Below are 24,284 nucleotides of genomic sequence, written 5' to 3'. Positions count from 1 at the left end.
CGGCCCCGCTCCGGTCACTTCGGCAGATCGGCGGATAGGAAGGGAGCCAGGAGCGCGAACAATGCGTCGGGGCGGTCGAGGGGGATGATGTGGCCGCAGTCCTGGAGATGGTGTCCGACCAGGTCATCGGCGATGGGACGGAGTTGGCGTTCGAGTCCGGTGCCGACGGGGTGGGAGCCGACGGCCATGGTGGGCATGGTCAGCCGGGCCGTCGCGACGGCGTCCTGGATCTGCTGCGCGCTGGTGGGCAGGGCCCGGTAGTAGGAGAACGCGCAGCGAAGGGCCTCGCTCCCGGTGTACGCGTGAACGAAGGCCGCACGGATGTCGTCGGGTACTCCTCGCCCGAGCGTCCCCGAGTCGAGGAACCAGTCGATGTACGGGGCCTCGTTGCCGGCCAGGACGGTCTCGGCGAGGCCGGGGACGGCGTGGAAGCCGAACCACCACGGGGCGCCGCCCGCGACGACGTGTTCGGCTCCGGACAGGCGGCCGAGCAGTGCCTCCATCACGACCAGGCGCCGGACGAGGCCGGGACGGCGCAGCGCGAGCAGGACGGCGGGGGCAGTGCCCGCGTCGATGCCGACCACCGCTGCCGAGGGCTCGCCGAGTGCGTCGAGCAGCCCTTCGGCGTCGGCGGCTAGGGTGCCTGCGTCGTAGCCCTCGACGGCACGTGCACTGGCACCGAAGCCTCGCAGGTCCGGGGCGATGACCCGGTACCGTCCGGCCAGTCGACCCATGATGCCGCTCCAGAGTTGCCAGGTGTGCGGGAAGCCGTGCAGCAGGAGAACCGCGGGTCCGTCCCCGGCGATCGCGACGTTGAGTTGGACGCCATTCGTCGCGATGCGGCGCAGTTGGTGTGCGGTGGTGACGGGCATGACAGCTCCTCCGACTGGTTACCATTGGTGACCACAGAACGATAGGTAACTGTCCGACCGCTTGCTAGACGGCACTTTCAGGGAAGGTGGTGAGCCACAGGTGACCACCTTCGGAGCCCGGGCCGCCGGTCGTGGGGTACGCGGCGATCTGTTCGATCCCCACTGCCCGACGCGGCAGTTGCTGGACCGCATCGGTACGAAGTGGACGTCCATGGCCGTCAAGACGCTCGCCGATGCCGCACCGGACGAGGTGCGCTTCGCAGAGCTGAGACGCCGGATGCCCGGCGTCTCGCAGAAGATGCTGTCCGTGACGCTGCGAAGCCTGACCCGCGACGGGCTGGTGTCGCGTCGGGTCGAACCGACCGTGCCGCCGCGGGTCTTCTACCGACTCACCGCACTCGGGCTGTCCCTGGAAGCCGCGCTTGCGGGGCTGCGGACCTGGGCGGAGGAGCACATGGCCGAGATCGACCGTGCCAACGAAGCCATCGACCAGGAGGTCGATGAGGGATAGGCAGGCCGGTTCCGCCCTCAGTACTGGTTGGCTCGGGTACTCGATGTAGCCGGCGTCGCCGCCCGGCTACCACGCAGGAGATGGAGGGGGATGTCGTCGGCGCGGTGGCTGGTGACGAAGGAACTGGTGAAGGAGGACGGGGAGATGGTGTTCGAGGACGGCATCTCCCGGTTCTGCCCTGAGCACTCCAAGATCCTGGGGTCGCCGTCGAGGGCACCTGTCTGCGGCGCCTCCTACACGCCATGACATACAGCCACCGCTCCGAACCCATCAGGGACTTCGCGAAACATCACCCCGACGAGCCGAGGTCGGTAACGGGTCAGACCTACCCGGAGGAGCCGCGTCACATCCTCGCTCTCAGATGGCGTGGCCATGGGCTGCGGCGATGGCGCCGTCCAACAGCGCTTCGGCTTCGGTGTCGTCGACGGCGCGCATGGCGACGTGCCCGTCGGGGCGGATGAGGATCGCTCCGGTGTCGCTGATCTCGCACAGGGCGTGCCAGTCGCGGTCGCAGACCAGGTCGGATCCGACGACGTGGGCGGCTATCCCGAGCTTGGCGCGGCGCGCTGCCGTGGGCCAGGCCGTGCCGTTCCGGCCGGTGAGGAGGAGGAACCGGCCTGGTTCGATCAGGCGGTGTGTGGTGGTCCGTGTTCCGTTGTGCTCGAACCACGCGTGCGGGGCGCGATCGCCGGGTCGTGCGCCGGGTGCATGGCCCAGGCCCAGTGGGTCGCGCTCCTTCGCGGGTGTGCCGTCCGCAAGGGTTGCGCCGTCTTCGTAGCTGTGGCCGAGTTCGATGTCATGGTGCTGCCACTCGGGGCGCAGGGTGTACAGAAGTTCCCGCAGCCGGGCGCGGCGCGTCGCGCCGTCCGGTCCGTCGGCCATCACCGCCTGGAACGTGGCGAGGTTCTGCGCGGGCGGGGCGCCGGCGACGATGCCCCAGGCGGCCTGGGTGGTCGTCAGGTGGTTGAGGGCGCTCAACATGGCCCATTCGATGTTGCGGACGGCCACGGGGCGTCGTTCGCGCTCGTAGCTGTCCAGCAGAGCGTCGGCGGCAGCGTCCTGGAGCACGGCGGTGAGCTTCCAGGCGAGGTTGTGGGCGTCGGCGATGCCGGTGTTCAGCCCGAGCCCGCCGGTCGGGGGAAAGCGGTGAGCCGCATCGCCGACCAGGAACACCGGTCCGGTGCGGTATCGGTCGGCCAGAACGCTCTCGATCGTCCATCCACCGGATCCGAGCATCTCCACGTCGAGTTCGGGAAGGCCCAGGACCTCGCGGATCGTTGTGATCGCGGTGGCGTGGTCGATGTCGGCGGCCGTCGACGCGTCGTCGGCCGGGCCGATGACGTTGAGTACCCACTCCTCGCAGTGCCGGTCCCAGTTGGTCGGCCCCATCGCGACCAGCGCGACCTCCAGCATTGTCCCGTCGTCGGTGACGCGATTGATCAGGCGGATCCATGAGTCGTCGTCCTTGCGCAGCGCGTGCGACAGGTCGGCGGCGAAGTGGAGGGCGACCGCGCGTCCGAGTGGGGGAAGTCCGGACATGGTGATGCCGGCCGCTGCTGCTACCGTGCGGCCGCCGTCGGCCGCGAGCGCGTAGCGGGCGCGGATCTCGCTCTCGCCCTCGGCGGAGCGGACGGCGGCGGTGACGCCGTCCGTGTCGTGGGTGAGGGAGATGACCTCGTGCTGGAAGCGTACGTTCCCGGGGTTCTTCTTCTCCGCGGCCCGGCGTAGCCGCGGTTCAAGATGCTTTTGCGGCAGGTTTCCGCTGATGTGTGCGCTGTCGCGGGCGTATGCGTGCGACAGCGCGCCGCTGCCGAAGCCGTCCTGGCGCATCACCATTTCCCCCTCGGGGGCGAGGGTCGTGTACCAGGCGAGGCCGCCGGCCTGGCTGGCTCCGGCTTCGTAGATCTCCTCGGCCATGCCGACGGAGTCGAGGATCTCCATGCTGCGCGAGTTGAGGTAGTGGGCCTTGGGCAGGCGCGAGGTGCCGTCGCGGCGTTCCACGACGACGTGGGCGATGCCGAGGTCGGACAGCAGCAGGGAGCTGACGAGTCCGACCGGTCCGCCGCCGATGACGAGGACGTCGGTCTCGTGGGCTTGCCGGGGGGTGTCGTGCATGGTGTGTCCTTGTGTGTGTGGGACGGTCCGGGAGGACCGGATGTGGCTGATCGGGTGTTGCTCTTGATGACTCGGAGGGAATGGCCGCCCGGTCCTCCGGGACGCTCCGACCACTGCTCCGGAGATCCCCCGTCGAGGCTGGTCAGCGCCGGTCAGGTGGCCGCCGCCGGTGAAGGTCGACCCTGGTATCGCGACGGTCCCCGTCCGTGTGGCAAGTACCCGCGCCAGCACGGTACTTCGTACCGGTCTTGCCGGCCGGACCGGTCACCCCGATCACGGTGGTGCGCCTTCCGCACACGGCTCGGGCCAGGCCCCCAGAGCCTTCTACACGTCCGGGGTTACACCGGCACCGCGCTTCGCGACGACTCAACGCCTGCGGGATTCCGCGTCGAGCACCGCGGCACGCAGCCGGGCCCGGCCCGGCGGCAGCTCACCGGCCGCACGGGCCTGCTCCAGTGCGGCCGACCACCAGGCCAGGTCGTCGAGTGCGACAGCGAGTCCCGCGCTCATCACCGGGCTGGTGGGTCGGCCCGCGTCATCGAACGCGTCGTCGACGAACGGGATCACGACCGTGTTGCGAAGCGGCACGGCCTCCGCCTCCACCATGATCTGGGCGAGGTGCTCGATCGCCCGGATACCGCCGCCGATGCCGGCGCTGTAGCCGACGACGGCGACCGGCTTGTTGCGGAACGCGTTGGATACCCAGACCGAGTCGATGGCGTTCTTCAGGACGCCCGGGACGCTGTGGTTGTACTCGCCCGTCACGACGACGCAGGCATCCGCGTCCTTGATCTTCGCGTTCCACGCCTTCACGACCGGCTCGGAGTACGTCGGGTCGTGGATGTCGCCGATGGTGCCGAAGTGCTCGGAGAAGAACGGCAGCGGCCAGTCCCGCAGGTCCAGCACCTCGACCTCGAAGCGTTCGTGGGCGGCGGCGACGGATGCCACCCATGGTGCCACCCGGTCGGCCGCCCTGGTCGGGCGTGTGGTCCCCACGATGATCTTCAGCTTGGACATGTGCACCTCTGCGCCGCGATCGACAGATCGTGCGCTGGTAGCCAATGGACGGTGAACATCGATCATTCGGGGTCGTCGCCAACGGACGTTCTCGCGTCCCGGCCGACCGCCGACGGGACGTCACCGAGCTCTCCCAGGGCGACGAGACGGTGCGGGAGGCGGTTGGGGCGGGAATCGCTTCTTCCCCGGCTCGGCCCCCGACGAGCGCGCGACCCTCGACGAACGGCGGTCGCACGGTCGCGTCGACCACCCCGGTCACCACGGAAGGAGTCCGCCCCGTGCCGGCGCCTCAGGACCTAGCTGCGCGGGTCGCCGAGCCAGCGGGTCGCGGCTCGCTGGAATGCTTCGGGGTCGGCGTGGTGATCGGCCCACGCCACGGTGCCGTCCGGTCGGATGAACACGGCGGCGAGTCCGAGGTCGTTGTGTACCGGTCCGGCCGCGTAGTGGACCCGGCCGTGCCAGCCCTCGGCCGCGGTCTGGAGCGCGCGGTCGAGGGTGAAGTCGAGGAGCACGCCCTGGCCTCGGCGCAGCAGTTCGCCGAGGCGCGTGCCGCCGGTGAAGCGGAAGTCGGGGGCGCTGCGGCCGACGATCGGCTGTTCGCTGCCCAGGTCGTAGCGGTTGAACAACCCCGAGGTCTGCCGGTACACGTGGGTGACGCCGTCGGGGGTGCTCACCAGGTCGAGGATGAGCTTGCGCAGGGCGGGGGCGTTGGGGCCCGGCTTCATGGTGGCGACCTGGGCGCGGGACCAGTCGAGGACGGCGGCCCCGACGGGGTGGCGCTCGTCGGTGTAGGTGTCGAGCAGGCCCGCGGGTGCGGTGCCGTGGACGGTGGCGGCGAGCTTCCAGCCGAGGTTGACGGCGTCGCCGATGCCGAGGTTGAGACCCGGGCCGCCGAGGGGCGAGTGGATGTGCGCGGCGTCACCGGCGAGCAGGACGCGGCCCATCCGGTAGCTGCTGACCTGCATCGCGCGGTCGGTGAAGCTGGAGGCCAGCTCGACGCCGGTCAGCGTCACGTCGGTGTCGGAGATGCGGCGCAGGACCGCCTGAAGGTGCTCGCGGGTCAGTGGCTGGGAACGGTCGAAGGCGCCGCCGTCGAAGTCGTTCATGCCCAGGTACCCCCAGGGCGTACGCAGGTACATCCCGTTCGGCGTCAGGTTGAAGCCGAACGACAGCTGCTCGGGGTCGGCGAAGGTGACCTTGGCGACGTACCCGGTGAACTGCGGGTCGGTGCCGACGAAGTCGAAGCCGACGAGTTCACGCACGGCGCTGCGCCCGCCGTCGCAGCCCACCAGCCAGCGTCCCCGGTACTCCTGCCCGCCGGCGGTGGTGGTGACGCCGTCGTCGTCCTGCGCCACGGCGGTGACCGGAACGCCCCGGATGACTTCCACTCCGAGTGCGGCGGCCCGTTCGGCCAGCACCGTGGAGACGGCTTCCAGGCTCGTCATGAACCCTTCCATCGCCGGGCTGGGCAGCCTGAACGGCAGTGCGGACGCGTCGATGCCGCCCGCGTCCAGACCCATGCCCGCGAAGTGGGACACGTCGCGGGGAACGGGTGCCTCGACTGCGTCGGGGTGCGCGCCGACCTCCTTCGCGTCGGCGCCGGAGGCGTCCAGCATCGCGTCCAACAGGCCGCGGCGGTGGAACGTCTCGGCCGAGCCGGCGTTCAGACCCCGCATCCCGAGCGGGAGCGCATTCAGGGGCGAGGAGAGTCCCTGGTCCCGCTCAAGGACCAGGACCGAGCAGCCGGCCAGGGCCAGTTCACCGGCCAGGAACAGGCCGACCGGGCCGCCGCCCGCGACTATGACGTCATGCATGAGAGGTTTCCCTTCAAGGAATGATCGATCGGCGGACCCGGCCGGATACGGAGGGTCAACGCAGGTGGGTGAGGCCGTCGAGGACGACGGCGATGCCGGTGAGGAACTGCTCGCGGTCGTCGTGCTCCCTGATCTGGCCGACGATGGCGTACAGGAACGGGTAGGTCTCGGCATCGAGGTCCTGCCACGCCTGCGAGGTCGCTTCGAGGAACTCCTCGCGGTCCGCCCCGGGGTCGACGCCCGAGGCGTCGCCCTCGATGCGGGCGTTCTGGCTGACCGCGCCGAGGATGTAGTGGACGAGCGTCGAGGCCGCGGAGAACCAGCGGGCCTGCGGGACGCCCAGGGCGCCCACCTGCTGGCCGAGCCTTTCGAAGATTCCCACCGTCACCGGGCCGACGGGGTTGCGGATGATCTGGAGGGTCAGCCGTGTGGCGAGCCAGTGGTGCTCGGCGATGGCGTCGAACAGGGCCAGGGCGACCGCGCGGATCTCGTCCTCGGGTGTCGCCTCGGCCCCGCCGGGCCGGGCGGCCAGGGCGGCGGTGATGACGGTTTCCGTCGCCGTGTCCAGAAGCTCGTCCCGGTTGCCGACGTGGTAGTAGATCGCCCCTGACCCGGTGGCCAGGCGATCGGTCATCGCCCGGACGGTCAGGGCGCCCTCGCCACCGGTGTCGAGCAGGTCGATCGCGGTGGCGATGATCTGCTCCCGGGACAGCACCTGGTTACGCCGTTGAGTCTGGCGTGCTCGTGTTGGCATGCCCCAAAGGTGACACACTTGGAGCGATGAACCAAATTGGATTGCCCGACCAAATTGGAGCATTGCGCCATCTGGGTCTATGGTTCTACTTTGGAGCGGTGCGCCAAATGTGTCGGCCGAGCACGCCGCCCCCGCTCACGAAGGAGGCGCGATGCACCCCGTGGCCGTCATCGGCGCCGGGCTCGGCGGACTCGCACTGGCCCGCGTCCTGCACCTGAACGGCATCCCCCCTGTTGTCTGCGAGGCGGAAGCCTCGCCCGCGGCGCGGGCCCAGGGCGGCACGACATCCGCTCGCCGACCCGGAGAAGGCGGCCGAGGGGGCGGGGAAGGCCCGGAGGAGCAAGACGGGCAGGACACCGCAGAGGACCCGGAACGGGACGAGCGGCGAGGGGTCCGACATCGACGCAAGCTCCGTCTGAAGGCCCCCTGCCCGGGCGCTCCAGGGGCGGGCAGACCAGCGTGTCCACGTCGCCGGCGAGCGCAAGGCCGCCCGCTGGCGGCCGTCCTGACCGAGGGGCAGGCCGCCGGCGGCCCGCAGTTCATCCCCGTGCTGAAGAAGCCGGCCCTGGCGCCACGAACCGACCGTGGCGTTCAGCCGCCTGGCGGCACTGCCCGGACCGGCAACCTGACAGGCGAATCCGCCCCTGATCTCCACGCCCCGAGGGTCCGGGGACACCCGGCCGCGCCGGGTCCTCGGCACGCCCACCGCCTGACGACGGCCCCGCAACCTCCGTGACAGGGGCCGTCCCGGATCAGCCGACGCGAACCGAAACGCGGAGGTCAGCCGACGTTCAGCGTGAAGTACCTGACGGTGAGCGTGTCCGCCTGCGAGCCGGGGTGCAGGTCGATTCGCTCCACGAATGCGCCTCCGAAGTTGTACCGCTTGATGATGTGGCCGGAGGAGTCGGGAACTCCGACGGTGATGTTCTTGAGGCGCCCCTCGCGTCCCGCCATCGCGTCGTCGATCCACCGGTCGACCGCAGGGCTGTGGAATTCGGTACGCACCAGCGTCACCCGGTGGTCCGCGGGATCCAGCCCGCTGACCTCGCGCAGGAACTCGACGGAGGTTCCGTCCATCTGCAGGATGAAGATGTCAGTCGCGGAGACGTCGTGCGGGTTGATTCCGCCGCTCAGGGCCGGGCCGGCGGGCACGGCTGTAGCGGGGGTGGCCGCCACCCCGGTCGCGGCCAGGAGAACGGCGCTGATGACGCCAATCCCACGAACCGCCCAGCGTCCGCCGAGAACCTTGCTCATATCGATCTCCTTTCGAAGGGCATGTGCCATTGTCATGTTCACATCTAACGCCGGGAGAGTGAAGAGCCGAAACCGGCCAGCTCGCCCCACAGTTCCAGCCGGAGTCACCCATCCGACTCTTCGATGCCCCTGCGTCATGGCGTAGGGCGGACTGCGCCTGGGTGTCAGCCCCGGGCACGTGAAGTGCGAGGGCGGCACGTCGAGCGCCCGGATCGCCGGGCTCATCGCGACGTCGCCAACCCGCCCCGGCCCGGCCGGGCGCCGGCCCGGCAGGGGTTCGGCCGCTCGGATGAGGGTGGTGCGCCGGTAGAGCCGGTAGCGCCGGCTGCGGTCGTCGCGGTATCAGCAGGTGCCGTCGGCGCCGGCGAAGTGGACCTCCAGCGGGACGCGGAACTGCGGCGCGAACTGGCCGAGATCAGCGATCTCTGAGTCGCTGTTCCTACGGCCGTCCGGCCAGGGCGCGGGCCATGGCCGCGTCCAGCGCGTCGCGAGTGTTGATGAGGTCTGTGATGTGGGACGAGAGCTTCTCGCGTTCCTGAGCCATCCGCTCCACCGCAGCCTGGGAGTATTCGAGACTCGGCGAGTCGACACAGGGCAACAGTCCAAGATCGTGCTGCTGGGGTGGCATCGTCCCGTCCACGTGAACCTTGTCGCCCGACTTGCCCCTGACACCAGTGTCAGGTTCTAGCGTGGCTCGCAGGCCCGCAACGCGGGACTCCCGGGGCAACGGCTGGGTCCTTTGGAACGGCCATGCCACTGAAAATGGGGTCATAGGACATGTCAATTCTCGTCACCGGAGCGACTGGACGGCTCGGGCGGCTTGTCGTGGAAAGCCTGCTCGACGCAGGCACACCCGCTGACGACATCATCGCGACCGGTCGGGACATCGCCGGGATCACGGCCCTGGCCGACCGCGGTATCGTCACGCGCCGAGCCGACTTCGCCGACGCTGACAGCCTGACAGCCGCCCTTGCGGGAGCTGACAGGCTGCTGCCGATCTCGGCCTCGATCCCCGTGGACGAGCGCTTCGCCAACCACCGGCGTGTCATGGGCGCCGCCAGGGCTGTAGGTGTGTCGCTGGTGGCGTACACGAGCAAGGTGCAGGCCGACACGGCGACCACGATCCTCGCCGTCACCCATAGCGTCACCGAGGAGTACTTGCACGAGCGCGGCATCCCCAGCGTGGTGCCGCGCAACGGCTGGTACCTGGAGAACTACACTGCCCAGCCGCCCATGGTCCTGCAGCACGGCACCATCCCACGGCCAGTGCGGTGGCGTCGAGGGCGAGGAGGGCCGCGATGGTGACGGCCTTGGTGCGCAGCCGGGGCAGGTCGTGAACGCGGAAGCAGACCAGGAGGAACGGGAGGTATCCGAGCAGCCAGATGAGCAGCGGGCAGCCGGCACGCCACCAGGGCCATGCCCCACAGTGCGAGCCCGGCCAGGACGGAGCTCCAGTCCCGCCGCTGGACCTCGGCGGCGTACACGTACAGGATCAGGAGGAGCACCGGTATGACGTACCACTGGAACCTGGACGGGTCCCTGAGGTGTTCGAGGGCCCGGCGGGCATGGTCGGTCATCGGATCCTCTGCGGGCTACGTGCGATGGGGGCGTGCCGGCTGCGGGTTCAGCGGTCCTGCCCGGCGGCCCCGGGGCCTCCCGTGGTGGCCGCGACCAGGGCGAGGTACTGCTGGGCCAGGCGGTGGCAGTCGCCCGGCCAGCGGGCGGAGAGGTAGGCGCCGTCCTGCACCGTGAAGCCACGGCGCAGCCGCCCGGGGCCGTCGCGCAGCGGCAGGACCGGCCCGGGTGCGAAGTCGGCGGGGTCGGCGAGCGCCGCGGTGACCTCCCGCTGCACGGTGGTGGGGTAGGTGCGGTAGTAGCTGCCGAGGCGCAGCCGGGTCAGCTGCCAGGCCGTCAGCTCCATCCGTGAGGTCAGCGCGGTGGTGCGCCGGCCGTGCAGGACGGAACGGCCGGTGCCCGGGTCGACGGCGCGGGCCAGCAGCAGGACGCCGTGGCAGACCGCGCCGACCGGGATCGCCCGGCTCATCGCGTCGGCGGCGATCCGCTGGGCGGGGCGGCTGTCGAGGAGACTGCGGACGCGGGGCGCGTGGCCACCCGGGACGAACAGGGCGGTGAGCGCCCGGGGGTCCACGTCGCCGTAGGACAGCGGTGCGCCGAAGTGCGGGTCGCGGGTCATCCGGCGGTAGGCGGCCAGCGGACCGCCGCGGGTCATGAGCCACGGCGAGAGCCAGGAGAACCCCTGCTCGGTGAGCCGCCGGTCGGCGTGCGCCGGACGGCCGTCGGGGGTCGCGAAGCGGACGTCGAACCCCGCGTCGTGCAGCGCCGCCCAGGGGAGCGCGGCCTCGGTGGGATCGTAGTCGGCCTCGGGCAGCAGGAAGAGGATCACAGGGGTTCTCCGGGGTACGGCGCGGCGGGCGCGCGGCCTGCGGCGGACCGCGGGCGGGACTCCCGGTACGGGATCCGCCCAGGTCCGGGTGGTGCGGCGGCCCGGCCGCGGGCAGGGGTGGCACCGACCGTACTGGGCACCCGGGCACGGTGTCGTTGATCCGCGCGGCCCGGTTGTTGACCGCAGGTGCTCGCGATCACGGCTCGCAGGCGTTGACGGCGTGGCGGTGGCTGTCTTGACTGGCGGTCATGGACATCCCCACCTCCGGCCCCGGCGTCGTTCCCGCCCCCGGCGTCTCGGTCTCGCTGGGCTACGCCTCGGCGGTCGCGGGTGCGGGAGGCGCAGGCCCCGACCTGTTGGCAGCGGGGGACCGACGCCTGCCGTTCGAGGAGGTCCGCGCTCTGTGGGACCGGGTGATCGGCGCGTCGGGGGATCCCGCGGCCGGGCTGCGGGTGGGGGCGGACCTGCGACCGGCGGCCCTGGACGTCCTGGGCCATGTCGTGCTCGGCTGCGCCACGCTGGGTGAGGCCGCCGAGGCCGCGGTCCGCTACCACCGGCTGGTGAGCGAGGCCGGCGAGATCGAGCTGGTGCGCGGCAGGACCCTGTCGCGGGTGGTGTACCGACCCACCGTCGCGCCCGGCGCCATGCGCCCGCAGCAGGTGGAGGCCGTGGTGGTGGGGATGGTGAGCGCCGCGCGCTGGCTGGCCGGGCCGGCCTGGACGCCCGCCGGGGTCACCTTCACCCATCCGTGCGGGAGCGAGCGGCTGGGCTACGAGCGTGTGCTGGGCTGTCCCGTGGCGTTCGGGGCGGCGGACAACGCGCTGACCGTGTCGACGGCCGAGCTGGAACTGCGCCGGGCGGTGGTGGACCAGGGCCTGGCGTCGCTGCAACGCGCCTACGCGGACCGGCTGCTGGCGGACCTGACCGGGCCGGACGCCGTCCCGCAGCGGCTGCGCCGGTGGCTGGCCGGCGTGCCGCTGGAGGGGGTGGGGTTCGCCGACGCCCAGGCCACCTCGCGGATGGGCGGGCGGGCGCTGCGGCGGGTGCTGCGCGAACACGGCACCTCCTGGCGGGTGCTGCTGGACGAGGCCCGGCACACCCGGGCCAGGCTCCTCCTGGAGACCACGGACCTGACCACCGACCGGGTCGCCCGCGCGGTGGGGCTGAGCGGGGCGGCGGCGCTGGGGCACGCTTTCGTCCGGTGGCAGGGCGTCAGCCCCGGTGCGTACCGCCGTACCCGGCGCACGGGCGCGACAGGCGCGGCCCCGGCCTCCTGACGCCGCAGGCGGGGGCCGCCCGCAGGTCGGGCGACGCGCCGGTGGACCGTGCTTCAGTCGAACAGTTGATCCTGGCCGTGCTCGCGGTGTCGCCCGGCTCGCAGACACCGCTGCCCACCGTGATCCCCGCGGTCCCGGCGTCGTGGCTGCCCTGGCATGGCGACCCGGTCGAGCGGCCGGTCCCCGATCGTTCCCTGCGACTGCTCCATCCAGGAATCCAGTTGGATGTCCTGAGCTGCGGATGCGGCACCGGCCGGTACGGAGAGCGCAGCGGAACCGGTGATCCCGGTGCTCTGCGCGGGCACCGCCCCGACACCCGACAGGCCGACGGCCACGACGCAGACCCCCGGCCGGCAGCGGAGCCGGGTGGCCTTCCCACGCGCCGTGACGGCCATGCACATCCTCCTGAGGCGGTGTCGGCGGCCCGGTGCCGCACCGTTGCCGGGAGCCGGCCGCCGCCCGACCACCGGAGACGGGCGGCTCCCGCAGGAGCCCGCACAGAAGGTAGGCCGTGGCGCGACGGCCGTCATCGATGCGGGCGGCCGACTCTTCGACCCCGAGGGCCCGCGGGAGCCGAGGCGGCCGGGTCAGGATCGGGTCAGCGTCCGGTCAGGCCGGTACGGCAGGCTGAGGGCACATCAAGGGAGCGCCGGAGGCGGGCTCCCGGACTGGGAGAGGTGCCCGGAGCGGTTCATCGGGTGCCTGGCCGGCAACGGCCGAGCAGGGTCCGCGAGGGCCCGCGCAGGTTCGAATCCTGCCCTCTCCGCCGCACCGGCCCGGCCGCTGCCCACGGCGGTCCGGCCCGCGGGGGCGGGGTTCCGCAGGCCTCCGATCCCGGCTCGGTGGGCCGCCCTACGGGAGGCGGCCGGTGCCGGTCCCTCGGTCGGGCAGCCCCCAGAAGGATCCGTGCAGGCCGATCTGCGCGAAGTAGGCGCCTGCCGCGGCGGGGTCACGGCGGGTGTAGCCCGCGTCCAGGCGGCCGGTGTACCAGTCGGCGGCGAAGTGCCACAGGGTGGCCAGGTCCATCACGTAGCCGCGCTCCTGGCCGGTGCGGCGCAGCCAGCCGCCGACGCAGTCGGTGGAGCAGAACAGGCGCTGGTTGCCGCAGGTGCGGACCACGTCGTCCCAGACCCGGTGCATGGGGACGAGGAAGTGCGCCACCTGGTCGCCGGGCGGAGGCGCCTGCCGGCCGACCACCCAGGCGTGCGGGGTGTCGCAGGCCGGACAGCGGGTGGCGACCAGGACGTCGGTCTCGTCCCGCAGGAGGTGGGGCATGGCGAACGAGTCCCAGGCGCAGCCGCCCCACCACAGCGTGCGGGCCCCCATGACGGAGAAGCCGAGCGGCACGGACGCGAACGGATGCGCCATCACGATCCGATCGCCGTCCCGCGGGTCCAGCACCAGGTCATGGCTGCTGTGCAGCGCGCGGAGCTCCCGGCGTACCCCGTCCGGGGTGAGGGCATTGAGCGCGGCGAGTTCCGGCACACCCGGGGCGCGGCCGGTCCGTGCGAATCCGCGGTACACGGCCAGGCGTACCCGTTCCGTCGCGGGCAGCGGGTCCGAGGCCTCGGGGCGGTTTCCGGTCATCCTTCTCGCTCCTGCGTCGGCGGGGGCGACCTGGCCCGGTCGCCCGTACCAGGATCGACCACAACCGCACCGGGCGGCGCCCGAACACCCCCTGCTGAACGGTCGATCGCCGACGGGTGGCTCGGGGCCGGGTGTGTCGCCGTCGTCCCCGAGGTCCGGCAGGTCGGCGGACAGCAGAGGCTCGGCGCCGCCTTCGGGCCGACCAGCCCGGCGATCTCGGGGTGCAGGTTCTCGACGTCGGGGAACGGGCCTCCAGGAAGTCCACGGTGTACCGCGGAACGGCGGGGGAGACGGCCCGGCGCACCCGTGACCAGACGCCGTCGGCGGGCCCGCCGTCGGTGGTGAGGGCCTGTGCCCGGTCCGCCGGGTCGGTCTGCCGGACACCCGTGTGCTGCGGCCCGACCCGGCACCCCTAGGATGCGGGGCCATGACGAGACGCGGCCTGATCCTGGCCCTTGCGATACCCCTGTCCCAGGTGACCGGCGCCGGCGTGGCCCACGCGGACGTCTGTACGACGATGACGTCCGGGACCTACCGGATCGACGGGGTGTACGGCGCGGTCCCCAAGGTCCGCATGGGCGGCTCCCGCGAGACCGACAACACCCTGCACCTCGACGCTCCCGACCAGAGTGCCACGGCGTTCGAGGTGGCGGTCGTCCCCACCCGGCAGCAGGGCGGCTACACACCGGGGCCCGCGCCCTCGGTGCAGCTGAGCGTGGACGGTGGCCCCGCGCACCGCTTCTCGTTCACCTGGAAGCCGGCCCTCCAGCCCGGCAACCTCGGCACCTGGAACTCCAACCGCGTCGAGTTCGGCGGACTGACCCGCGGTGACCACGTGCTGCACGAGACCCTCTCGATGCCCGCCGGCAGCCCGGACGGGGTGTACGAACTCGGCGCGTACCTCTACCCGGAGGGGCCCTGCTCGATGGTGACGGGCACCAAGATGGGCGGCGTGAGCTTCGAGTTCACCGGCGGCAGCCCCGCCCAGGCCCCGACCCCGGCACCCGGCGGCGCCACGACGCGTAAGCCGGAGCCACGGACGACGGCGCCCACGACACCCGTACCGCGCACGACGCAGACCGGCACTCCGGTGCCACAACCGGCTGCCGACCCGCCGGCGCCCGTACCGTCCGAGGCACCGTCGTCCCCTGCGCCCGAGGCGCCGGCACCGAGCGCGAACGCCACCCCGAGCGTGGCACCCACGGCGCCGGACGGGCCGACCGCCGTGCCGCTGGCCGCCACGCCGGCCGCACACGGCAGTCCCGTACTGCCCTGGGCGCTGGGCACGTCGGCGCTGCTCGCCGCCGCGACGGTGGGCGGGGTACTGGCACTGCGCCGGCGCCGCGCGGTGGACGGAACAGCGGACGCTCCGGCGACGGCCGACGGCGGCTGACACGGCGGCCCGGGCGCCCGGCGCCCCGATACCCGAACGCAGAGAGACCGCTCGAACCTCGCGGCCGGGCGGTCTCTGCCGTCCGGGCGGGCCCATGCGCCAACACGGCGCGCTGCGCCGCCGCCGGCGCCGACGGGCCGCGCCCGGCCCCGTCCTGGCTGCCAGGACGCGCCGAAGCGATCGTGATCGTCGTCGTCATCGCCCTCGCCGCCGCCCTGGTCGCGGCCGGGATGTCGGCCGGTGCGGCGCTCGAACTGGCGGGCGGAAGCTGGCTGGTGGGACTCCGGCTGCGGCGGGAGCGGGCTTGGCGCTCGTCTAGGGACGGAAGGTGCGGCGGTAGGTGTCGGGTGGGACGCCGACGCTGCGGTGGAAGTGGCGGCGCAGGGTGGTGGCGGTGCCCATGCCGGCGGCTGCGGCGATGGTGTCCACGGTGGCGTCGGTGGTCTCCAGCAGTTCCTGGGCGTGGCGAATGCGCTGGGTGTGGAGCCATTGCAGTGGCGTGGTGCCGGTGAGGTGCTTGAAGTGGCGGCCGAGGTGACGTGAGCTCATGCGGGCCTGGCGGGCCAGGTCCTCGACGGTGAGCGGCTGGTCCAGCCGCTCCAGCGCCCAGGGGAAGAGCTCGCCCAAGGGATGGTTACCCGGGGCGGGGAGGGGGGTGGCGATGAACTGGGCCTGGCCGCCGTCGCGATGGGGTGGGACGACCAGGCGTCGGGCGATCTTGTTGGCGTTGGCGGAGCCGTGGTCGAGGCGGATCAGGTGCAGGCACAGGTCCATGGCGGCGGCTTTGCCCGCGGAGGTGAGGACGTCGCCGTTGTCGACGTAGAGGACGTCCGGATCGACGGTGGCCGCCGGGTGGCGCCGGGCCAGTTCCCGCGTGTGGGCCCAGTGCGTGGTGGCGCGCCTCCCGTCGAGCAGTCCTGCCGCGCCCAGGATGAAGGCGCCCGTGCACAGGGAGGCCACGCGGGCACCGGCCGCGTGGGCCGCACGCACCGCCTCGACCAGCTCGGCGGGCGGGTCGCGGTCGGTGTCGGCCCAGCCGGGAACGATCACCGTGTCTGCGTGTACGAGGTGGTCGAGCCCGTGGTCGGGGTCCAGGCGGAAGCGGCCGACGTGCACCGGCCCGCTCCCGCAGAGGGCGAAGTCGTACCAGGGATCCACGATGTGGGTCAGATCGGCTCCGAAGACCTCGACGGCCACGGACAGTTCGTAGTGGAGCATGCCGTCGGTGACGGCCAGTGCAACAGCAGCCATGTCCGAAACTGTACGCGTCATGTCGTTTCCGACGCTCGTACGGGGTGCTGCCGGAGGGACAGGATGTGGGTGTCGGGCCGCAGCGGATCGACCTCGCAGCGGGCGTTCGAGTAGAGCGGGAGAGTCTCATGGGGTCAGGCCAGCTGGTGACGGTGTTCGGCGCCTACGGTCACACCGGGCGGTTCGTGGTCGCGGAGCTGGCCGCGCGCGGGTTCGTCCCGGTGCTGTCCGGGCGCAACGCACGGACCTTGGAGGAGATGGCCCACGAACACGGGCTGGAGGCCCGGGCGGCGTCGGTCGAGGACCCGGCTTCGCTGGACCGGGCCCTGGCGGGCACGGCGGCGGTCATCAACTGCGCCGGCCCCTTCGCGTCAACCACCGGCCCCGTCATCGAGGCCGCGCTCCGCGCGAGGATCCCCTACCTGGACGTGGCCGCCGAGCTCGAGGCCAACCTCGACACATTCGCCCACTACGGCGAGCGGGCCCGGGACGCGGGAGCGGTGATCGTCCCGGCCATGGCCTTCTTCGGCGGCCTCGGCGACCTGCTGGCCACCGCGGCGATGGGCGACTGGACCGAGGCCGACGAGGCACACATCGCCTACGCGCTCAGCAACTGGCACCCCACGGCCGGCACCCGGCGCTCCGGCGCGGTCTCCCGCGAGCGACGCGGCGACCACCGCCTGCGCTACCGCGGCGGACAGTGGGAGCGCCGCACCGACGCCGCGCCCACCCTGGAGTGGACCTTCCCGGAACCGATGGGACCCCGGCTGGTGATCGGGGAGTTCACGATGGCGGACGTCGTGACCGTCCCCCAGCATCTCTCCATCCCCGATGTGACCACCTACATGAGCGCCGAGGCGGCCCGAGACGTCGCTGCCCCTCACACACCGGTCCCGACCGCCGCCGACGAGAGCGGGCGCTCGAACCAGACCTTCCTCGTCGACGTCGTGGTCCGCTCCGGCGGAACCGAGCGCCGGGCCACGGCCGGCGGCCAGGACATCTACGCCGTCACCGCGCCCCTCGTCGCCGAGGCCCTCGACCGCGTCCTGACCGGCCGCACGAGGACCGTCGGCGTCGTCTCCGCCGGGGAGATCTTCGACGCCTCCGACTTCCTGCACGCGCTCGCCCCGCACATCACAGTCGAGTTGCACCCGCAGAAGCAGATCACCTGACCCGAGCCATCCGCCCGGCCGCCGACCGGCGTGCCCTCAACGAGCAGTGGCCGCGTGGGCCTCCACGCTCGATTCCCTCGCCTGCACGGGTGCTGCCCGAAGCCCTGAACGCTGCCCAGAGCCGTGAACAGGGCCACGTGGATCACTCCTGCGTTCGGGGTCTCGAACCTCCGGGCGCGCCCGTCGTGTGCGCGGGCATCCGGTCGCGCGGGCCCCGTGCCGTGGGAGCGGCAGTGTCACCTCTGGGCGGGACTTCCGGCCAGTGCATCCGAGCAGCCGTCGTACCACCCCTGCGGCAAGGACTCTCCGGCCAGGTTCGAGCAGGCTCGCCCCACCGCCATGACGTCCTCGGCGGTGTTCCTGACCTGCATCCCGGACTGCTTGCCCGCCTGGTAGCCCGCGCGGTAGGACGTGGTCCCGATGTCGCCGCCGTCCGTCCCGAGCAGCGCGACGAGCAGCACCAGCGAACCTCCCAGGACGGTGGCGGCGGTCAGCCAGGCGGCGAGGCCGGACCCGGGGCCCCGGTGCCGGCCGCCCGGTGCGCGCTGCGCGTCTGTCTGCGGTGTCAAGGTGTTCTCCCTGCCGTCGGATGCGCCGGTGTACCGGGGGAGATGACTACCGGTCAGTAGGGATCGGTTCCCGCCGCGGCGACGGGCGTACCGGGGCCCGTCGCCGCCACCGCGTCAGAGGGCGGGCGTCCCGGTGCCGTCCGGTGCGGAGGTGAGCAGCGCGGTGATCCGGTCGGCGAGGTGCGGGCCGAGTCGGCCCCAGCCGTCCTTGTAGCCGTAGACGCCGCCCAGGGTGCGGGCCTCGTAGTCGCCGTTCATGATCTCGATGTCGTCGGGCGTGATGAGCGCCGGGTGGGCCACGCCGAGGGCACCGGAGACCTTGATCAGCTCCTTGCGCAGGGCCCGCAGGTAGACGGCCGCCCGGGTGGACTTGGACGCCGGGTCGACGCCGCGGGCCAGCCACGGGTTCTGGGTGGCGATGCCGGTGGGGCACTTGTCGGTGTGGCACTTCTGCGCCTGGATGCACCCGATGGACAGCATCGCCTCACGCGCCACGTTGACCATGTCCGCGCCCAGGGCGAAGGCGACCGCGGCGTTCTCCGGCAGGCCGAGCTTGCCGGAGCCGATGAAGGTCAGGTCGTCGGTCAGCCCCAGCTCGGCGAAGGTGCCGTAGACCCGGGAGAAGCCCATCCGGAACGGCAGTGACACCGAGTCGGTGAAGATCAGCGGCGCTGCCCCGGTGCCGCCTTCGCCGCCGTCGACGGTCACGAAGTCGACACCGCGGTCGCCGCGCGCCATCTGGGTGGCCAGCTCCTGCCAGAAGCCCATCTCGCCCACCGCGCTCTTGATCCCGACCGGCACACCGGTCTCGGTGGCGAGCAGCTCGACGAAGTCCAGCATCGAGTCGACGTCGCCGAACGCGGAGTGCCGCGACGGGGAGGCGCAGTCCTTGCCCACCGGGATGCCGCGGATCGCGGCGATCTCCGGCGTCACCTTCGCACCCGGCAGCATCCCGCCCAGCCCCGGCTTGGCGCCCTGGGAGAGCTTGATCTCGATCGCCTTGACCGGGGCGCCGGCGACCACGTCCTTGAGCCTGTCGAGGCTGAAACTGCCGTCCTCGTTGCGGCATCCGAAGTACGCCGTCCCGAGCTGGAGGACGAGGTCGCCGCCGTTGCGGTGGTACGGCGACAGTCCGCCCTCGCCGGTGTTGTGCATCGTGCCGGCGAGCGCCGCGCCCTTGTTGAGCGCGGTGATGGCCGCACCGGAGAGCGATCCGAAGCTCATCGCGGAGATGTTGACCACGCTCGCCGGCCGGAAGGCCTTGGCGCGCCCGCGCGGCCCGCCCAGCACCTTGGCCGAGGGAAGGGGGGCCTGCGGGTCGTGGGCGTCGGGCAGCGCACCGGCGAAGGTGCGCTGCTTCAGGTAGGCGTGCCCCTGCACGTGCTCGACGTCGACGTCGGTGCCGAACCCGAAGTAGCTGTTCTCCTCCTTCGCCGACGAGTAGATCCACGTGCGCTGGTCACGGCTGAACGGGCGTTCCTCGTCGTTGGAGGTCACGATGTACTGCCGCAGCTCCGGCCCGATCGTCTCCAGCAGGTACCGGGCGTGCCCGACCACCGGGAAGTTGCGGAGCAGCGCGTGCCTCTTCTGGAGGAGGTCGCGGGCGGCCAGGAGCGCCACCGCTGTTGCGGCGGCCGCGCCGATCTTCCGGGCGTGCATGAACGTTCCTCCTCGATGCACGACTCGATCACCGTGCGGTGGAGCCGTTGTGTCGTGTGGGGCACTGGACGGCGGGCACCCGGCCGCGTGGGCATCGGCGTCCGTCGGAGAATGCGCAACGATAGTAGGAGGCCGTCCGTTCGGGCATGGAACCAGGGGCGGCCCCGGGGCGGGCCGGCGGTCGATCCCGCACCGGCAGCGCACCGGCAGCGCACCCCGCAGGGCGTCACCGGCCCGCGTCACCGGCGGACGTCGCAGGCGTCCTCGAAGAACCCACCCCCGGGCCCGGCCTGACGGGTGAGCGAGCCGACGCTGCTGGACACGGTGACGATCCGGGGCGACCGGGAGCGGCGCAGCGACGGCAGCAGCGCGTCGGTGCCACGGATGAGCCGATCACCGGGTGCACCTCGATCTGGCCACCACCTCGCCCGCCCACCAGGCGGAGCTGGTCGCGCGGCTGAAGGATCTCGGTGCGACGCTCGCCGACGTGGGACAGGGTGACGTGCCGTGGACGGTCATGACCGACCCGAACACTCCGCACCACCTGTTCTGGAGTAGTCCACGGTGTCGACCGCCACCCTGTCCCTCGAAACCCGGAATCCCTCCCGCCCCACCGACGGGATGGAACCCAACAGCCTGCCCGGCACAGAGGGCACCGTGTTCAGCCAGCCGCTGCGAGGGGTCCGAGTAGTTCGACTGTCCGTCCTGACGGACGAGACCACCAGCCCCGAGCGGCAGCGCGACGCCTGCGACATGGTGGCCGGCTCGCTTGGGATCGACTTCGGCGAGGGCGATACCCTGGGCAAGGCCGTCGACCTGGATGTGAGCGCGTCCAAGGTCGCCCAGTTCGACCGTCCCGCCCTTCGGACGTGGCTCACGGACCCGGACAACTTCGACGCTGTCGTCTGCTGGCGGTTCGACCGGATCATCCGGTCCATGGCGGACATGCACGATCTCGCCAGGTGGGCTCGCGAGCACCGAAGCATGTTGGTTCTCGCCGAGGGCATCGGCGGCGGCCGTCTGGTCTTCGACTTCCGCAACCCGATCGACCCCATGGCAGAGCCGTAAATGCTCATGCTGGCGTTCGCCGCGCAGGTCGAGGCGCAGTCGATCAGGGACCGCGTGACCGGCGCCATGGCATTCGCAGGATGCCGCTTCGCTGGCGCGGCTCCCGCCCGCCGTGCGGCTACATGCCCGCCCCGATGCCCGCGGAACACGGCGGGCTCGGCTGGACGCTGGTTCCCGATCCGGACGCCGTGGCGGTCATCGAGCGCATCGTTCGGGAGCTGCTGGAGGGTAGGACCGTCTCCGTCATCACGGCGGGACTCAACGAGGACGGCCGCATGACCGCGCACCGGCACTTCATGGTGTCTGAGGACACCGAGGACGACGCGTACGGGATCATGTTCCGACTCGCGTCCGTCCTGGTGAGAGCCGGAATCACCGAGCGCTACGGCAAGTCCGTCCGCCGGATCCCCTCTCAGCGGCACCTACCTCCCGGGTGGGGCGTCTATCTGGTCGACCGCATGGCGGACCAGCCGACCCCGGCCGGGCTCGCCTTGGTGACCACGGTTCGGCACACCCGTGCCCTGGCTGCCGAGTTGGTCGCCCTCGCGGCGTAGATGCGGCGAAGCCCCGTCACCCCCTCGGCAGGGTGGCGGGGCTTCGGGGAGGCTACGCGGCGAGCCGGGAAGGGGCCAGGCTGCGGGCGCGTTCGTAGAGATCGCGAGCGTCGGAATTGGTGGGGTGGCTGGTCAACAGGCCCATCATGTTCCGGATCTTGGCGTCTGCGCGGCCCGACTGTACAAGGGGGTAGTCATCAAGCACCCCGTGCCATGTGGACCACGCGCGTTCGAACATTCCCGCCTGTAGTTGCCACTCGGCCAGCAGCGATCCGTACCGAACGCGGGTCCGGCGGTAGACGCCGTGGCGAAGCTTGTCGGACAGCTCCAGGGACTCTACGGCCCCCGTCAAGTCCCCTAGCTCATAACGAACTTGACTGATGTGGTAGTGGAGCGACGAAGGGTCGTACGACCCGAAAGCCTTGCTCTCGGACTCGGCCTGATCCATCGCCCTTTCCGCCTCGCTGATCAACCGGTGCGCGCCAGCAACGTTCCCGGTCTGCGCGGCGGCGTGGGCTTGCTGGCCTGCGAGGAAGGCTCTCATCCGAGGCCCTGCGGCGGGCGAGGCTGCCGCGGCAGCGTCGGCAAGCTGCATAGCTCGCTTCCCGTGCCCGAGGTCGACGGCTTGGACGCTCATGCCCCGCAGGGTGGTGCAGTAGGTCAGATGATCTTCTGCGATCCCGGCGAGTTCGAGTGCCTTGACGTAGTAGCGCTGTGCGAGGCCGTGCAGCCCTTCGTCCACTGCCATGTAGCCAGTGAGGTAGCACAGATCGCTGGCGGCCGACATCATCGCCTGCCGAACGGCCTCGGGCGCTTCAGCCCGGAGGTACGGACCCACGGTGTTGACCAGGTAGCTTGCCGCCATGGGGCGGGCAGCCCGACCGCCGTGTCTGTCGTCAATGCTGCTCAACTCCTCAGTCATGGCAATGACGTTCGCGACTTCGGTCATCCCTATCCGGATGGTCCGGCCGCGCTGGATCGACTCGGCGCGGGCTAGAACGTCCTGCCACCCCGGGATGGTCAGCGCGACCGCGAACAGCGAGCCGCCGAGCACGCTCCGCCGCGAGGGGTCCATATCCTGCCTCCCCAACTCGATCAGGGCTTCGACCGTACCTGTCGGACCGGTCGGCTGATCGAGTGGTGGTGGGAAACCGGCCTCGGAGTGCGTCACCAGGCGACGGAGGCGGCGGGTCAAGGCTTCGAGGATGGCCGCCTGTGTCTCGGGCCGAGGCTCGGTACCGGCGAGCCAGTTGGACACTGCCGGCTGCTGGTAGCCGGTCGGCGCTCCGCTCTCGGTACCCACCAGGTTGACGGCCCGTGCAAAGGCCCCCTGCGTGTACTGAGCCTCTTTCAACAGCCTTGCCAGTGAAGTGTTCGGGTGCCGCTCGGGCATTGCCCCATCTCCCCGTGCTGTGGCTTTGATGGGTTTGATATCCCCCCAGCGTCGCGAGCCTACCGCTCTCCGTGTTGGTGCGGTTGCGTAGAGCCAGACAGGTCAACCGGAACGTGAGAGGCCACCACCGTGGGTGACTCGCATCTCTCCCGCATCGCCCGGGAGCAAGAGAGACAGGCGGAAGACGCGCGCACTGACCTTCGTGCGGCGACCGAGGAAGCCGGGTGCCCGCTCCCGGATCTTGTAGTCGAGCCGGCGGACCCCCAAACCGGTGTGGCACGGGTGGATCTCGGGATGGTCGAGCCGGTGACGGCTTTCAAGCTCGCCGAGATCATCCGGGCCGGTGTCGATGCCCTCGCCGCCGAGGCGCGCAGGCCCGAGGGTGCGGTGTTGCACCTGGTGACCCCAAAGGTCGGTGACCCGGTGGTGGACACCGAGTCGGGCAGCGTCGGCACGTACCAGGGGGAACGCCACGGGAGGTGGAAGCTCGCTCCGCTCGCTGGCGGGAACGAATGGTCGGCCGATCCGAGACATGTCCGGGTGCCGTCCGTCAACGAGCGAGTTCGGTTCGACATGGCGCCCGCCGAGGCGACCAGCGTCAGAGAGTTGGATGATGAGCGAGACCCCCGAAGCGCCCGAACGGTCAGCACTGTGGACCCCGGCGCACTCGGACTATCAACCCCGGCGGATCGGCGAGAGCAAGACGACCACCCGCTACGGTGACTGGCGGCTCTGCCCGGACGACGGGCCCGACGTAGACCCGGCTGTCTACGTGCTGGTGGGCAAGTCCGAGTCCGAGAACGGCACCGTGTGCGGTGCCGAGTCAGGCCCGGCACCCACCACCGACGAGATGCGGGAATGGGCGCGGAAGCACGAGTGGAACCACGACGACCACCGGTCCTTCCGCCTGGTTGCCGACGCGGCCATGGTCATGGTCCCGACGGTGGAACCGCTGTGAGCCTGCCGAGGCGGACCGAGGCTGCCGCCACGATCGGAGTCGTCCTGGTGGCCGTCGGTGTCGCATCCGGGGCTGTCCTGGTGATCAACCCCGCGCCCACAGGGGTTCGACAGGCGTTGTGGTTCGGGGTCGCGCTGCCGCTGCTGCTACTCGGCGTGCCGTACGGCGCTGCCATGGCAGAACGATGGCACCGAAGACGCCGACTCCGCATCACCGTGCGACACGTCCCCGGGTACCGCGAGGGGCCGCCATGATCGGCACCGTAATGGAGCCCAGCACGCTGCCACAGATCCCCCCGGGGCTGCTCCGGTCGCCGGGACGGTGCTGGGGCTGCCTCGCCGAGCGGGACGTGACACCACTCGGCGGGGGCGAGCTGGACGGTACGGACCTGCCCCTGTCGGCCTGCCGCTGGTGCCTCGCTGCCCTCCGGCAACGGCCCGCTGCGGTCCAGCGCTGGCACCAGCTCGGCACCCCGGCCGGCCAGCGAGCCCACCGCGTTGGCCAGTGGTCCCGTGCGCTGCGCCGCCGCAGACACGCGGAAGGACGCCACCGAGCCCCTGCCCGCGCCTAGGCCGGGTATCGGGTCGTGATCAATCCGCGGGATTCGTCCTCACAATGAAGGCCGATCCGGTAGACCGTACTTCGTGACACGTGTGCAACTG

The 24,284-nt window shown here is 71.5% G+C and carries 23 protein-coding genes, 1 tRNA gene and 3 pseudogenes; 12 read left to right on the top strand and 15 right to left on the bottom strand.

Translation table 11 applies throughout. The features are described 5' to 3' along the window. Positions 1-14 precede the first annotated feature (14 nt). On the bottom strand, positions 15-872 hold the full coding sequence (locus ACIOFR_RS22775; RefSeq protein ID WP_401000060.1) for an alpha/beta fold hydrolase: 858 nt from the start codon (positions 870-872) through the stop codon (positions 15-17). A 100-nt stretch (positions 873-972) separates the two neighbouring features. Between ACIOFR_RS22775 and ACIOFR_RS22770 the strand changes: the two genes are divergently transcribed. Next, entirely contained in the window at positions 973-1,383 is a 411-nt protein-coding gene (locus tag ACIOFR_RS22770) for a winged helix-turn-helix transcriptional regulator (protein ID WP_401000058.1), read from the top strand. Between the two features lie 90 nt (positions 1,384-1,473). Continuing rightward, on the top strand, positions 1,474-1,629 hold the full coding sequence (locus ACIOFR_RS22765; RefSeq protein WP_401000056.1) for a hypothetical protein: 156 nt from the start codon (positions 1,474-1,476) through the stop codon (positions 1,627-1,629). Positions 1,630-1,740: 111 nt separating this feature from the next. On the opposite strand, the gene ACIOFR_RS22760 is transcribed toward ACIOFR_RS22765, so the two are convergent. The 4 genes from ACIOFR_RS22760 to ACIOFR_RS22745 form a co-directional block, all read right to left on the bottom strand. Beyond that, positions 1,741-3,498 (bottom strand): FAD-dependent monooxygenase, encoded by a 1,758-nt coding sequence (locus tag ACIOFR_RS22760; protein WP_401000054.1) that lies wholly within the window; start codon positions 3,496-3,498, stop codon positions 1,741-1,743. 366 nt (positions 3,499-3,864) lie between these two features. Next, on the bottom strand, positions 3,865-4,515 hold the full coding sequence (locus tag ACIOFR_RS22755) for an NADPH-dependent FMN reductase (protein ID WP_401000052.1): 651 nt from the start codon (positions 4,513-4,515) through the stop codon (positions 3,865-3,867). Positions 4,516-4,811: 296 nt separating this feature from the next. Then, positions 4,812-6,329: an FAD-dependent monooxygenase gene (locus tag ACIOFR_RS22750; protein WP_401000050.1), complete on the bottom strand. Its 1,518-nt coding sequence runs from the start codon at positions 6,327-6,329 to the stop codon at positions 4,812-4,814. 55 nt (positions 6,330-6,384) lie between these two features. Then, positions 6,385-7,083 (bottom strand): TetR/AcrR family transcriptional regulator, encoded by a 699-nt coding sequence (locus ACIOFR_RS22745; protein WP_401000048.1) that lies wholly within the window; start codon positions 7,081-7,083, stop codon positions 6,385-6,387. A 151-nt stretch (positions 7,084-7,234) separates the two neighbouring features. On the opposite strand from ACIOFR_RS22745, the pseudogene ACIOFR_RS22740 reads away from it, so the two are divergent. Next, positions 7,235-7,363, top strand: a pseudogene (locus ACIOFR_RS22740) (FAD-dependent monooxygenase); the annotation flags it as partial. A gap of 500 nt (positions 7,364-7,863) precedes the next feature. Here the strand turns inward: ACIOFR_RS22740 and ACIOFR_RS22735 are convergent. Then, the gene (locus ACIOFR_RS22735; protein WP_401000046.1) at positions 7,864-8,337 is read right to left on the bottom strand and encodes a hypothetical protein; all 474 of its coding nucleotides are present in this window, start codon (positions 8,335-8,337) and stop codon (positions 7,864-7,866) included. 777 nt (positions 8,338-9,114) lie between these two features. Between ACIOFR_RS22735 and ACIOFR_RS22730 the strand changes: the two genes are divergently transcribed. After that, positions 9,115-9,642 (top strand): NAD(P)H-binding protein, encoded by a 528-nt coding sequence (locus ACIOFR_RS22730; protein WP_401000044.1) that lies wholly within the window; start codon positions 9,115-9,117, stop codon positions 9,640-9,642. Between the two features lie 319 nt (positions 9,643-9,961). Here the strand turns inward: ACIOFR_RS22730 and ACIOFR_RS22725 are convergent, their stop codons facing one another. After that, entirely contained in the window at positions 9,962-10,741 is a 780-nt protein-coding gene (locus ACIOFR_RS22725) for a type 1 glutamine amidotransferase domain-containing protein (protein WP_401000042.1), read from the bottom strand. Positions 10,742-10,989: 248 nt separating this feature from the next. Between ACIOFR_RS22725 and ACIOFR_RS22720 the strand changes: the two genes are divergently transcribed. Beyond that, the gene (locus tag ACIOFR_RS22720; protein ID WP_401000040.1) at positions 10,990-12,018 is read left to right on the top strand and encodes an AraC family transcriptional regulator; all 1,029 of its coding nucleotides are present in this window, start codon (positions 10,990-10,992) and stop codon (positions 12,016-12,018) included. A gap of 53 nt (positions 12,019-12,071) precedes the next feature. Here the strand turns inward: ACIOFR_RS22720 and ACIOFR_RS22715 are convergent, their stop codons facing one another. Then, the gene (locus tag ACIOFR_RS22715) at positions 12,072-12,413 is read right to left on the bottom strand and encodes a hypothetical protein (RefSeq protein ID WP_401000038.1); all 342 of its coding nucleotides are present in this window, start codon (positions 12,411-12,413) and stop codon (positions 12,072-12,074) included. A gap of 276 nt (positions 12,414-12,689) precedes the next feature. Between ACIOFR_RS22715 and ACIOFR_RS22710 the strand changes: the two genes are divergently transcribed. Next, a tRNA-Cys gene (locus ACIOFR_RS22710) sits at positions 12,690-12,784 on the top strand. Positions 12,785-12,870: 86 nt separating this feature from the next. Here the strand turns inward: ACIOFR_RS22710 and merB are convergent. Then, entirely contained in the window at positions 12,871-13,605 is a 735-nt protein-coding gene (merB, locus tag ACIOFR_RS22705) for an organomercurial lyase (protein WP_401000036.1), read from the bottom strand. A gap of 427 nt (positions 13,606-14,032) precedes the next feature. Here merB and ACIOFR_RS22700 point away from each other — a divergent pair, with 427 nt between their 5' ends. Next, on the top strand, positions 14,033-14,998 hold the full coding sequence (locus ACIOFR_RS22700; protein ID WP_401000034.1) for a hypothetical protein: 966 nt from the start codon (positions 14,033-14,035) through the stop codon (positions 14,996-14,998). Between the two features lie 315 nt (positions 14,999-15,313). On the opposite strand, the gene ACIOFR_RS22695 is transcribed toward ACIOFR_RS22700, so the two are convergent. Beyond that, positions 15,314-16,249: a helix-turn-helix domain-containing protein gene (locus tag ACIOFR_RS22695; RefSeq protein ID WP_401000032.1), complete on the bottom strand. Its 936-nt coding sequence runs from the start codon at positions 16,247-16,249 to the stop codon at positions 15,314-15,316. Positions 16,250-16,377: 128 nt separating this feature from the next. On the opposite strand from ACIOFR_RS22695, the gene ACIOFR_RS22690 reads away from it, so the two are divergent. Further along, the gene (locus ACIOFR_RS22690) at positions 16,378-17,421 is read left to right on the top strand and encodes a saccharopine dehydrogenase family protein (RefSeq protein ID WP_401000030.1); all 1,044 of its coding nucleotides are present in this window, start codon (positions 16,378-16,380) and stop codon (positions 17,419-17,421) included. A gap of 236 nt (positions 17,422-17,657) precedes the next feature. On the opposite strand, the gene ACIOFR_RS22685 is transcribed toward ACIOFR_RS22690, so the two are convergent. The 3 genes and pseudogenes from ACIOFR_RS22685 to ACIOFR_RS22675 all read right to left on the bottom strand — a co-directional run. After that, positions 17,658-17,990, bottom strand: a complete 333-nt coding sequence (locus ACIOFR_RS22685) for a hypothetical protein (protein ID WP_401000028.1) — start codon at positions 17,988-17,990, stop codon at positions 17,658-17,660. 114 nt (positions 17,991-18,104) lie between these two features. After that, positions 18,105-19,649 (bottom strand): FMN-binding glutamate synthase family protein, encoded by a 1,545-nt coding sequence (locus ACIOFR_RS22680; RefSeq protein ID WP_401000026.1) that lies wholly within the window; start codon positions 19,647-19,649, stop codon positions 18,105-18,107. A gap of 278 nt (positions 19,650-19,927) precedes the next feature. Continuing rightward, positions 19,928-20,038 (bottom strand): annotated as a pseudogene (locus tag ACIOFR_RS22675) (dehydrogenase); the annotation flags it as partial. A 5-nt stretch (positions 20,039-20,043) separates the two neighbouring features. Here ACIOFR_RS22675 and ACIOFR_RS22670 point away from each other — a divergent pair. The 3 genes and pseudogenes from ACIOFR_RS22670 to ACIOFR_RS22660 all read left to right on the top strand — a co-directional run. Continuing rightward, positions 20,044-20,178 (top strand): annotated as a pseudogene (locus tag ACIOFR_RS22670) (VOC family protein); the annotation flags it as partial. Between the two features lie 35 nt (positions 20,179-20,213). Next, entirely contained in the window at positions 20,214-20,717 is a 504-nt protein-coding gene (locus tag ACIOFR_RS22665) for a recombinase family protein (RefSeq protein WP_401000024.1), read from the top strand. A gap of 134 nt (positions 20,718-20,851) precedes the next feature. Further along, entirely contained in the window at positions 20,852-21,271 is a 420-nt protein-coding gene (locus tag ACIOFR_RS22660; RefSeq protein WP_401000022.1) for a hypothetical protein, read from the top strand. A gap of 52 nt (positions 21,272-21,323) precedes the next feature. On the opposite strand, the gene ACIOFR_RS22655 is transcribed toward ACIOFR_RS22660, so the two are convergent. Continuing rightward, positions 21,324-22,664: a tetratricopeptide repeat protein gene (locus ACIOFR_RS22655; RefSeq protein ID WP_401000020.1), complete on the bottom strand. Its 1,341-nt coding sequence runs from the start codon at positions 22,662-22,664 to the stop codon at positions 21,324-21,326. Positions 22,665-22,766: 102 nt separating this feature from the next. Then, positions 22,767-23,138 (bottom strand): hypothetical protein, encoded by a 372-nt coding sequence (locus tag ACIOFR_RS22650; protein ID WP_401000018.1) that lies wholly within the window; start codon positions 23,136-23,138, stop codon positions 22,767-22,769. Positions 23,139-23,277: 139 nt separating this feature from the next. On the opposite strand from ACIOFR_RS22650, the gene ACIOFR_RS22645 reads away from it, so the two are divergent. Further along, positions 23,278-23,622 carry a hypothetical protein gene (locus ACIOFR_RS22645; protein WP_401000016.1) on the top strand — a complete coding sequence of 115 codons (345 nt, stop codon included), beginning with the start codon at positions 23,278-23,280 and terminating at the stop codon, positions 23,620-23,622. Positions 23,623-24,284: the final 662 nt, after the last annotated feature.

Source organism: Kitasatospora sp. NPDC088346 (assembly GCF_044740765.1).
GTDB lineage: Bacteria > Actinomycetota > Actinomycetes > Streptomycetales > Streptomycetaceae > Kitasatospora.
Note: the sequence above shows the minus strand (reverse complement) of the source record. Positions and strands in the feature narration are given on the sequence as shown.

Excerpts from the sequence above, each read along its gene's own strand:
- ACIOFR_RS22760 (WP_401000054.1), bottom strand. The coding sequence starts at position 3,498 with ATGCACGACACCCCCCGGCAAGCCCACGAGACCGACGTCCTCGTCATC.
- ACIOFR_RS22655 (WP_401000020.1), bottom strand. The coding sequence starts at position 22,664 with ATGCCCGAGCGGCACCCGAACACTTCACTGGCAAGGCTGTTGAAAGAG.
- ACIOFR_RS22755 (WP_401000052.1), bottom strand. The coding sequence starts at position 4,515 with ATGTCCAAGCTGAAGATCATCGTGGGGACCACACGCCCGACCAGGGCG.
- ACIOFR_RS22690 (WP_401000030.1), top strand. The coding sequence starts at position 16,378 with ATGGGGTCAGGCCAGCTGGTGACGGTGTTCGGCGCCTACGGTCACACC.
- ACIOFR_RS22750 (WP_401000050.1), bottom strand. The coding sequence starts at position 6,329 with ATGCATGACGTCATAGTCGCGGGCGGCGGCCCGGTCGGCCTGTTCCTG.
- ACIOFR_RS22765 (WP_401000056.1), top strand. The coding sequence starts at position 1,474 with ATGTCGTCGGCGCGGTGGCTGGTGACGAAGGAACTGGTGAAGGAGGAC.
- ACIOFR_RS22730 (WP_401000044.1), top strand. The coding sequence starts at position 9,115 with ATGTCAATTCTCGTCACCGGAGCGACTGGACGGCTCGGGCGGCTTGTC.
- ACIOFR_RS22735 (WP_401000046.1), bottom strand. The coding sequence starts at position 8,337 with ATGAGCAAGGTTCTCGGCGGACGCTGGGCGGTTCGTGGGATTGGCGTC.
- ACIOFR_RS22695 (WP_401000032.1), bottom strand. The coding sequence starts at position 16,249 with ATGGCTGCTGTTGCACTGGCCGTCACCGACGGCATGCTCCACTACGAA.
- merB (WP_401000036.1), bottom strand. The coding sequence starts at position 13,605 with ATGACCGGAAACCGCCCCGAGGCCTCGGACCCGCTGCCCGCGACGGAA.
- ACIOFR_RS22700 (WP_401000034.1), top strand. The coding sequence starts at position 14,033 with ATGACGAGACGCGGCCTGATCCTGGCCCTTGCGATACCCCTGTCCCAG.
- ACIOFR_RS22660 (WP_401000022.1), top strand. The coding sequence starts at position 20,852 with ATGCCCGCGGAACACGGCGGGCTCGGCTGGACGCTGGTTCCCGATCCG.
- ACIOFR_RS22645 (WP_401000016.1), top strand. The coding sequence starts at position 23,278 with ATGAGCGAGACCCCCGAAGCGCCCGAACGGTCAGCACTGTGGACCCCG.
- ACIOFR_RS22715 (WP_401000038.1), bottom strand. The coding sequence starts at position 12,413 with ATGGCCGTCACGGCGCGTGGGAAGGCCACCCGGCTCCGCTGCCGGCCG.
- ACIOFR_RS22680 (WP_401000026.1), bottom strand. The coding sequence starts at position 19,649 with ATGCACGCCCGGAAGATCGGCGCGGCCGCCGCAACAGCGGTGGCGCTC.
- ACIOFR_RS22775 (WP_401000060.1), bottom strand. The coding sequence starts at position 872 with ATGCCCGTCACCACCGCACACCAACTGCGCCGCATCGCGACGAATGGC.
- ACIOFR_RS22720 (WP_401000040.1), top strand. The coding sequence starts at position 10,990 with ATGGACATCCCCACCTCCGGCCCCGGCGTCGTTCCCGCCCCCGGCGTC.
- ACIOFR_RS22745 (WP_401000048.1), bottom strand. The coding sequence starts at position 7,083 with ATGCCAACACGAGCACGCCAGACTCAACGGCGTAACCAGGTGCTGTCC.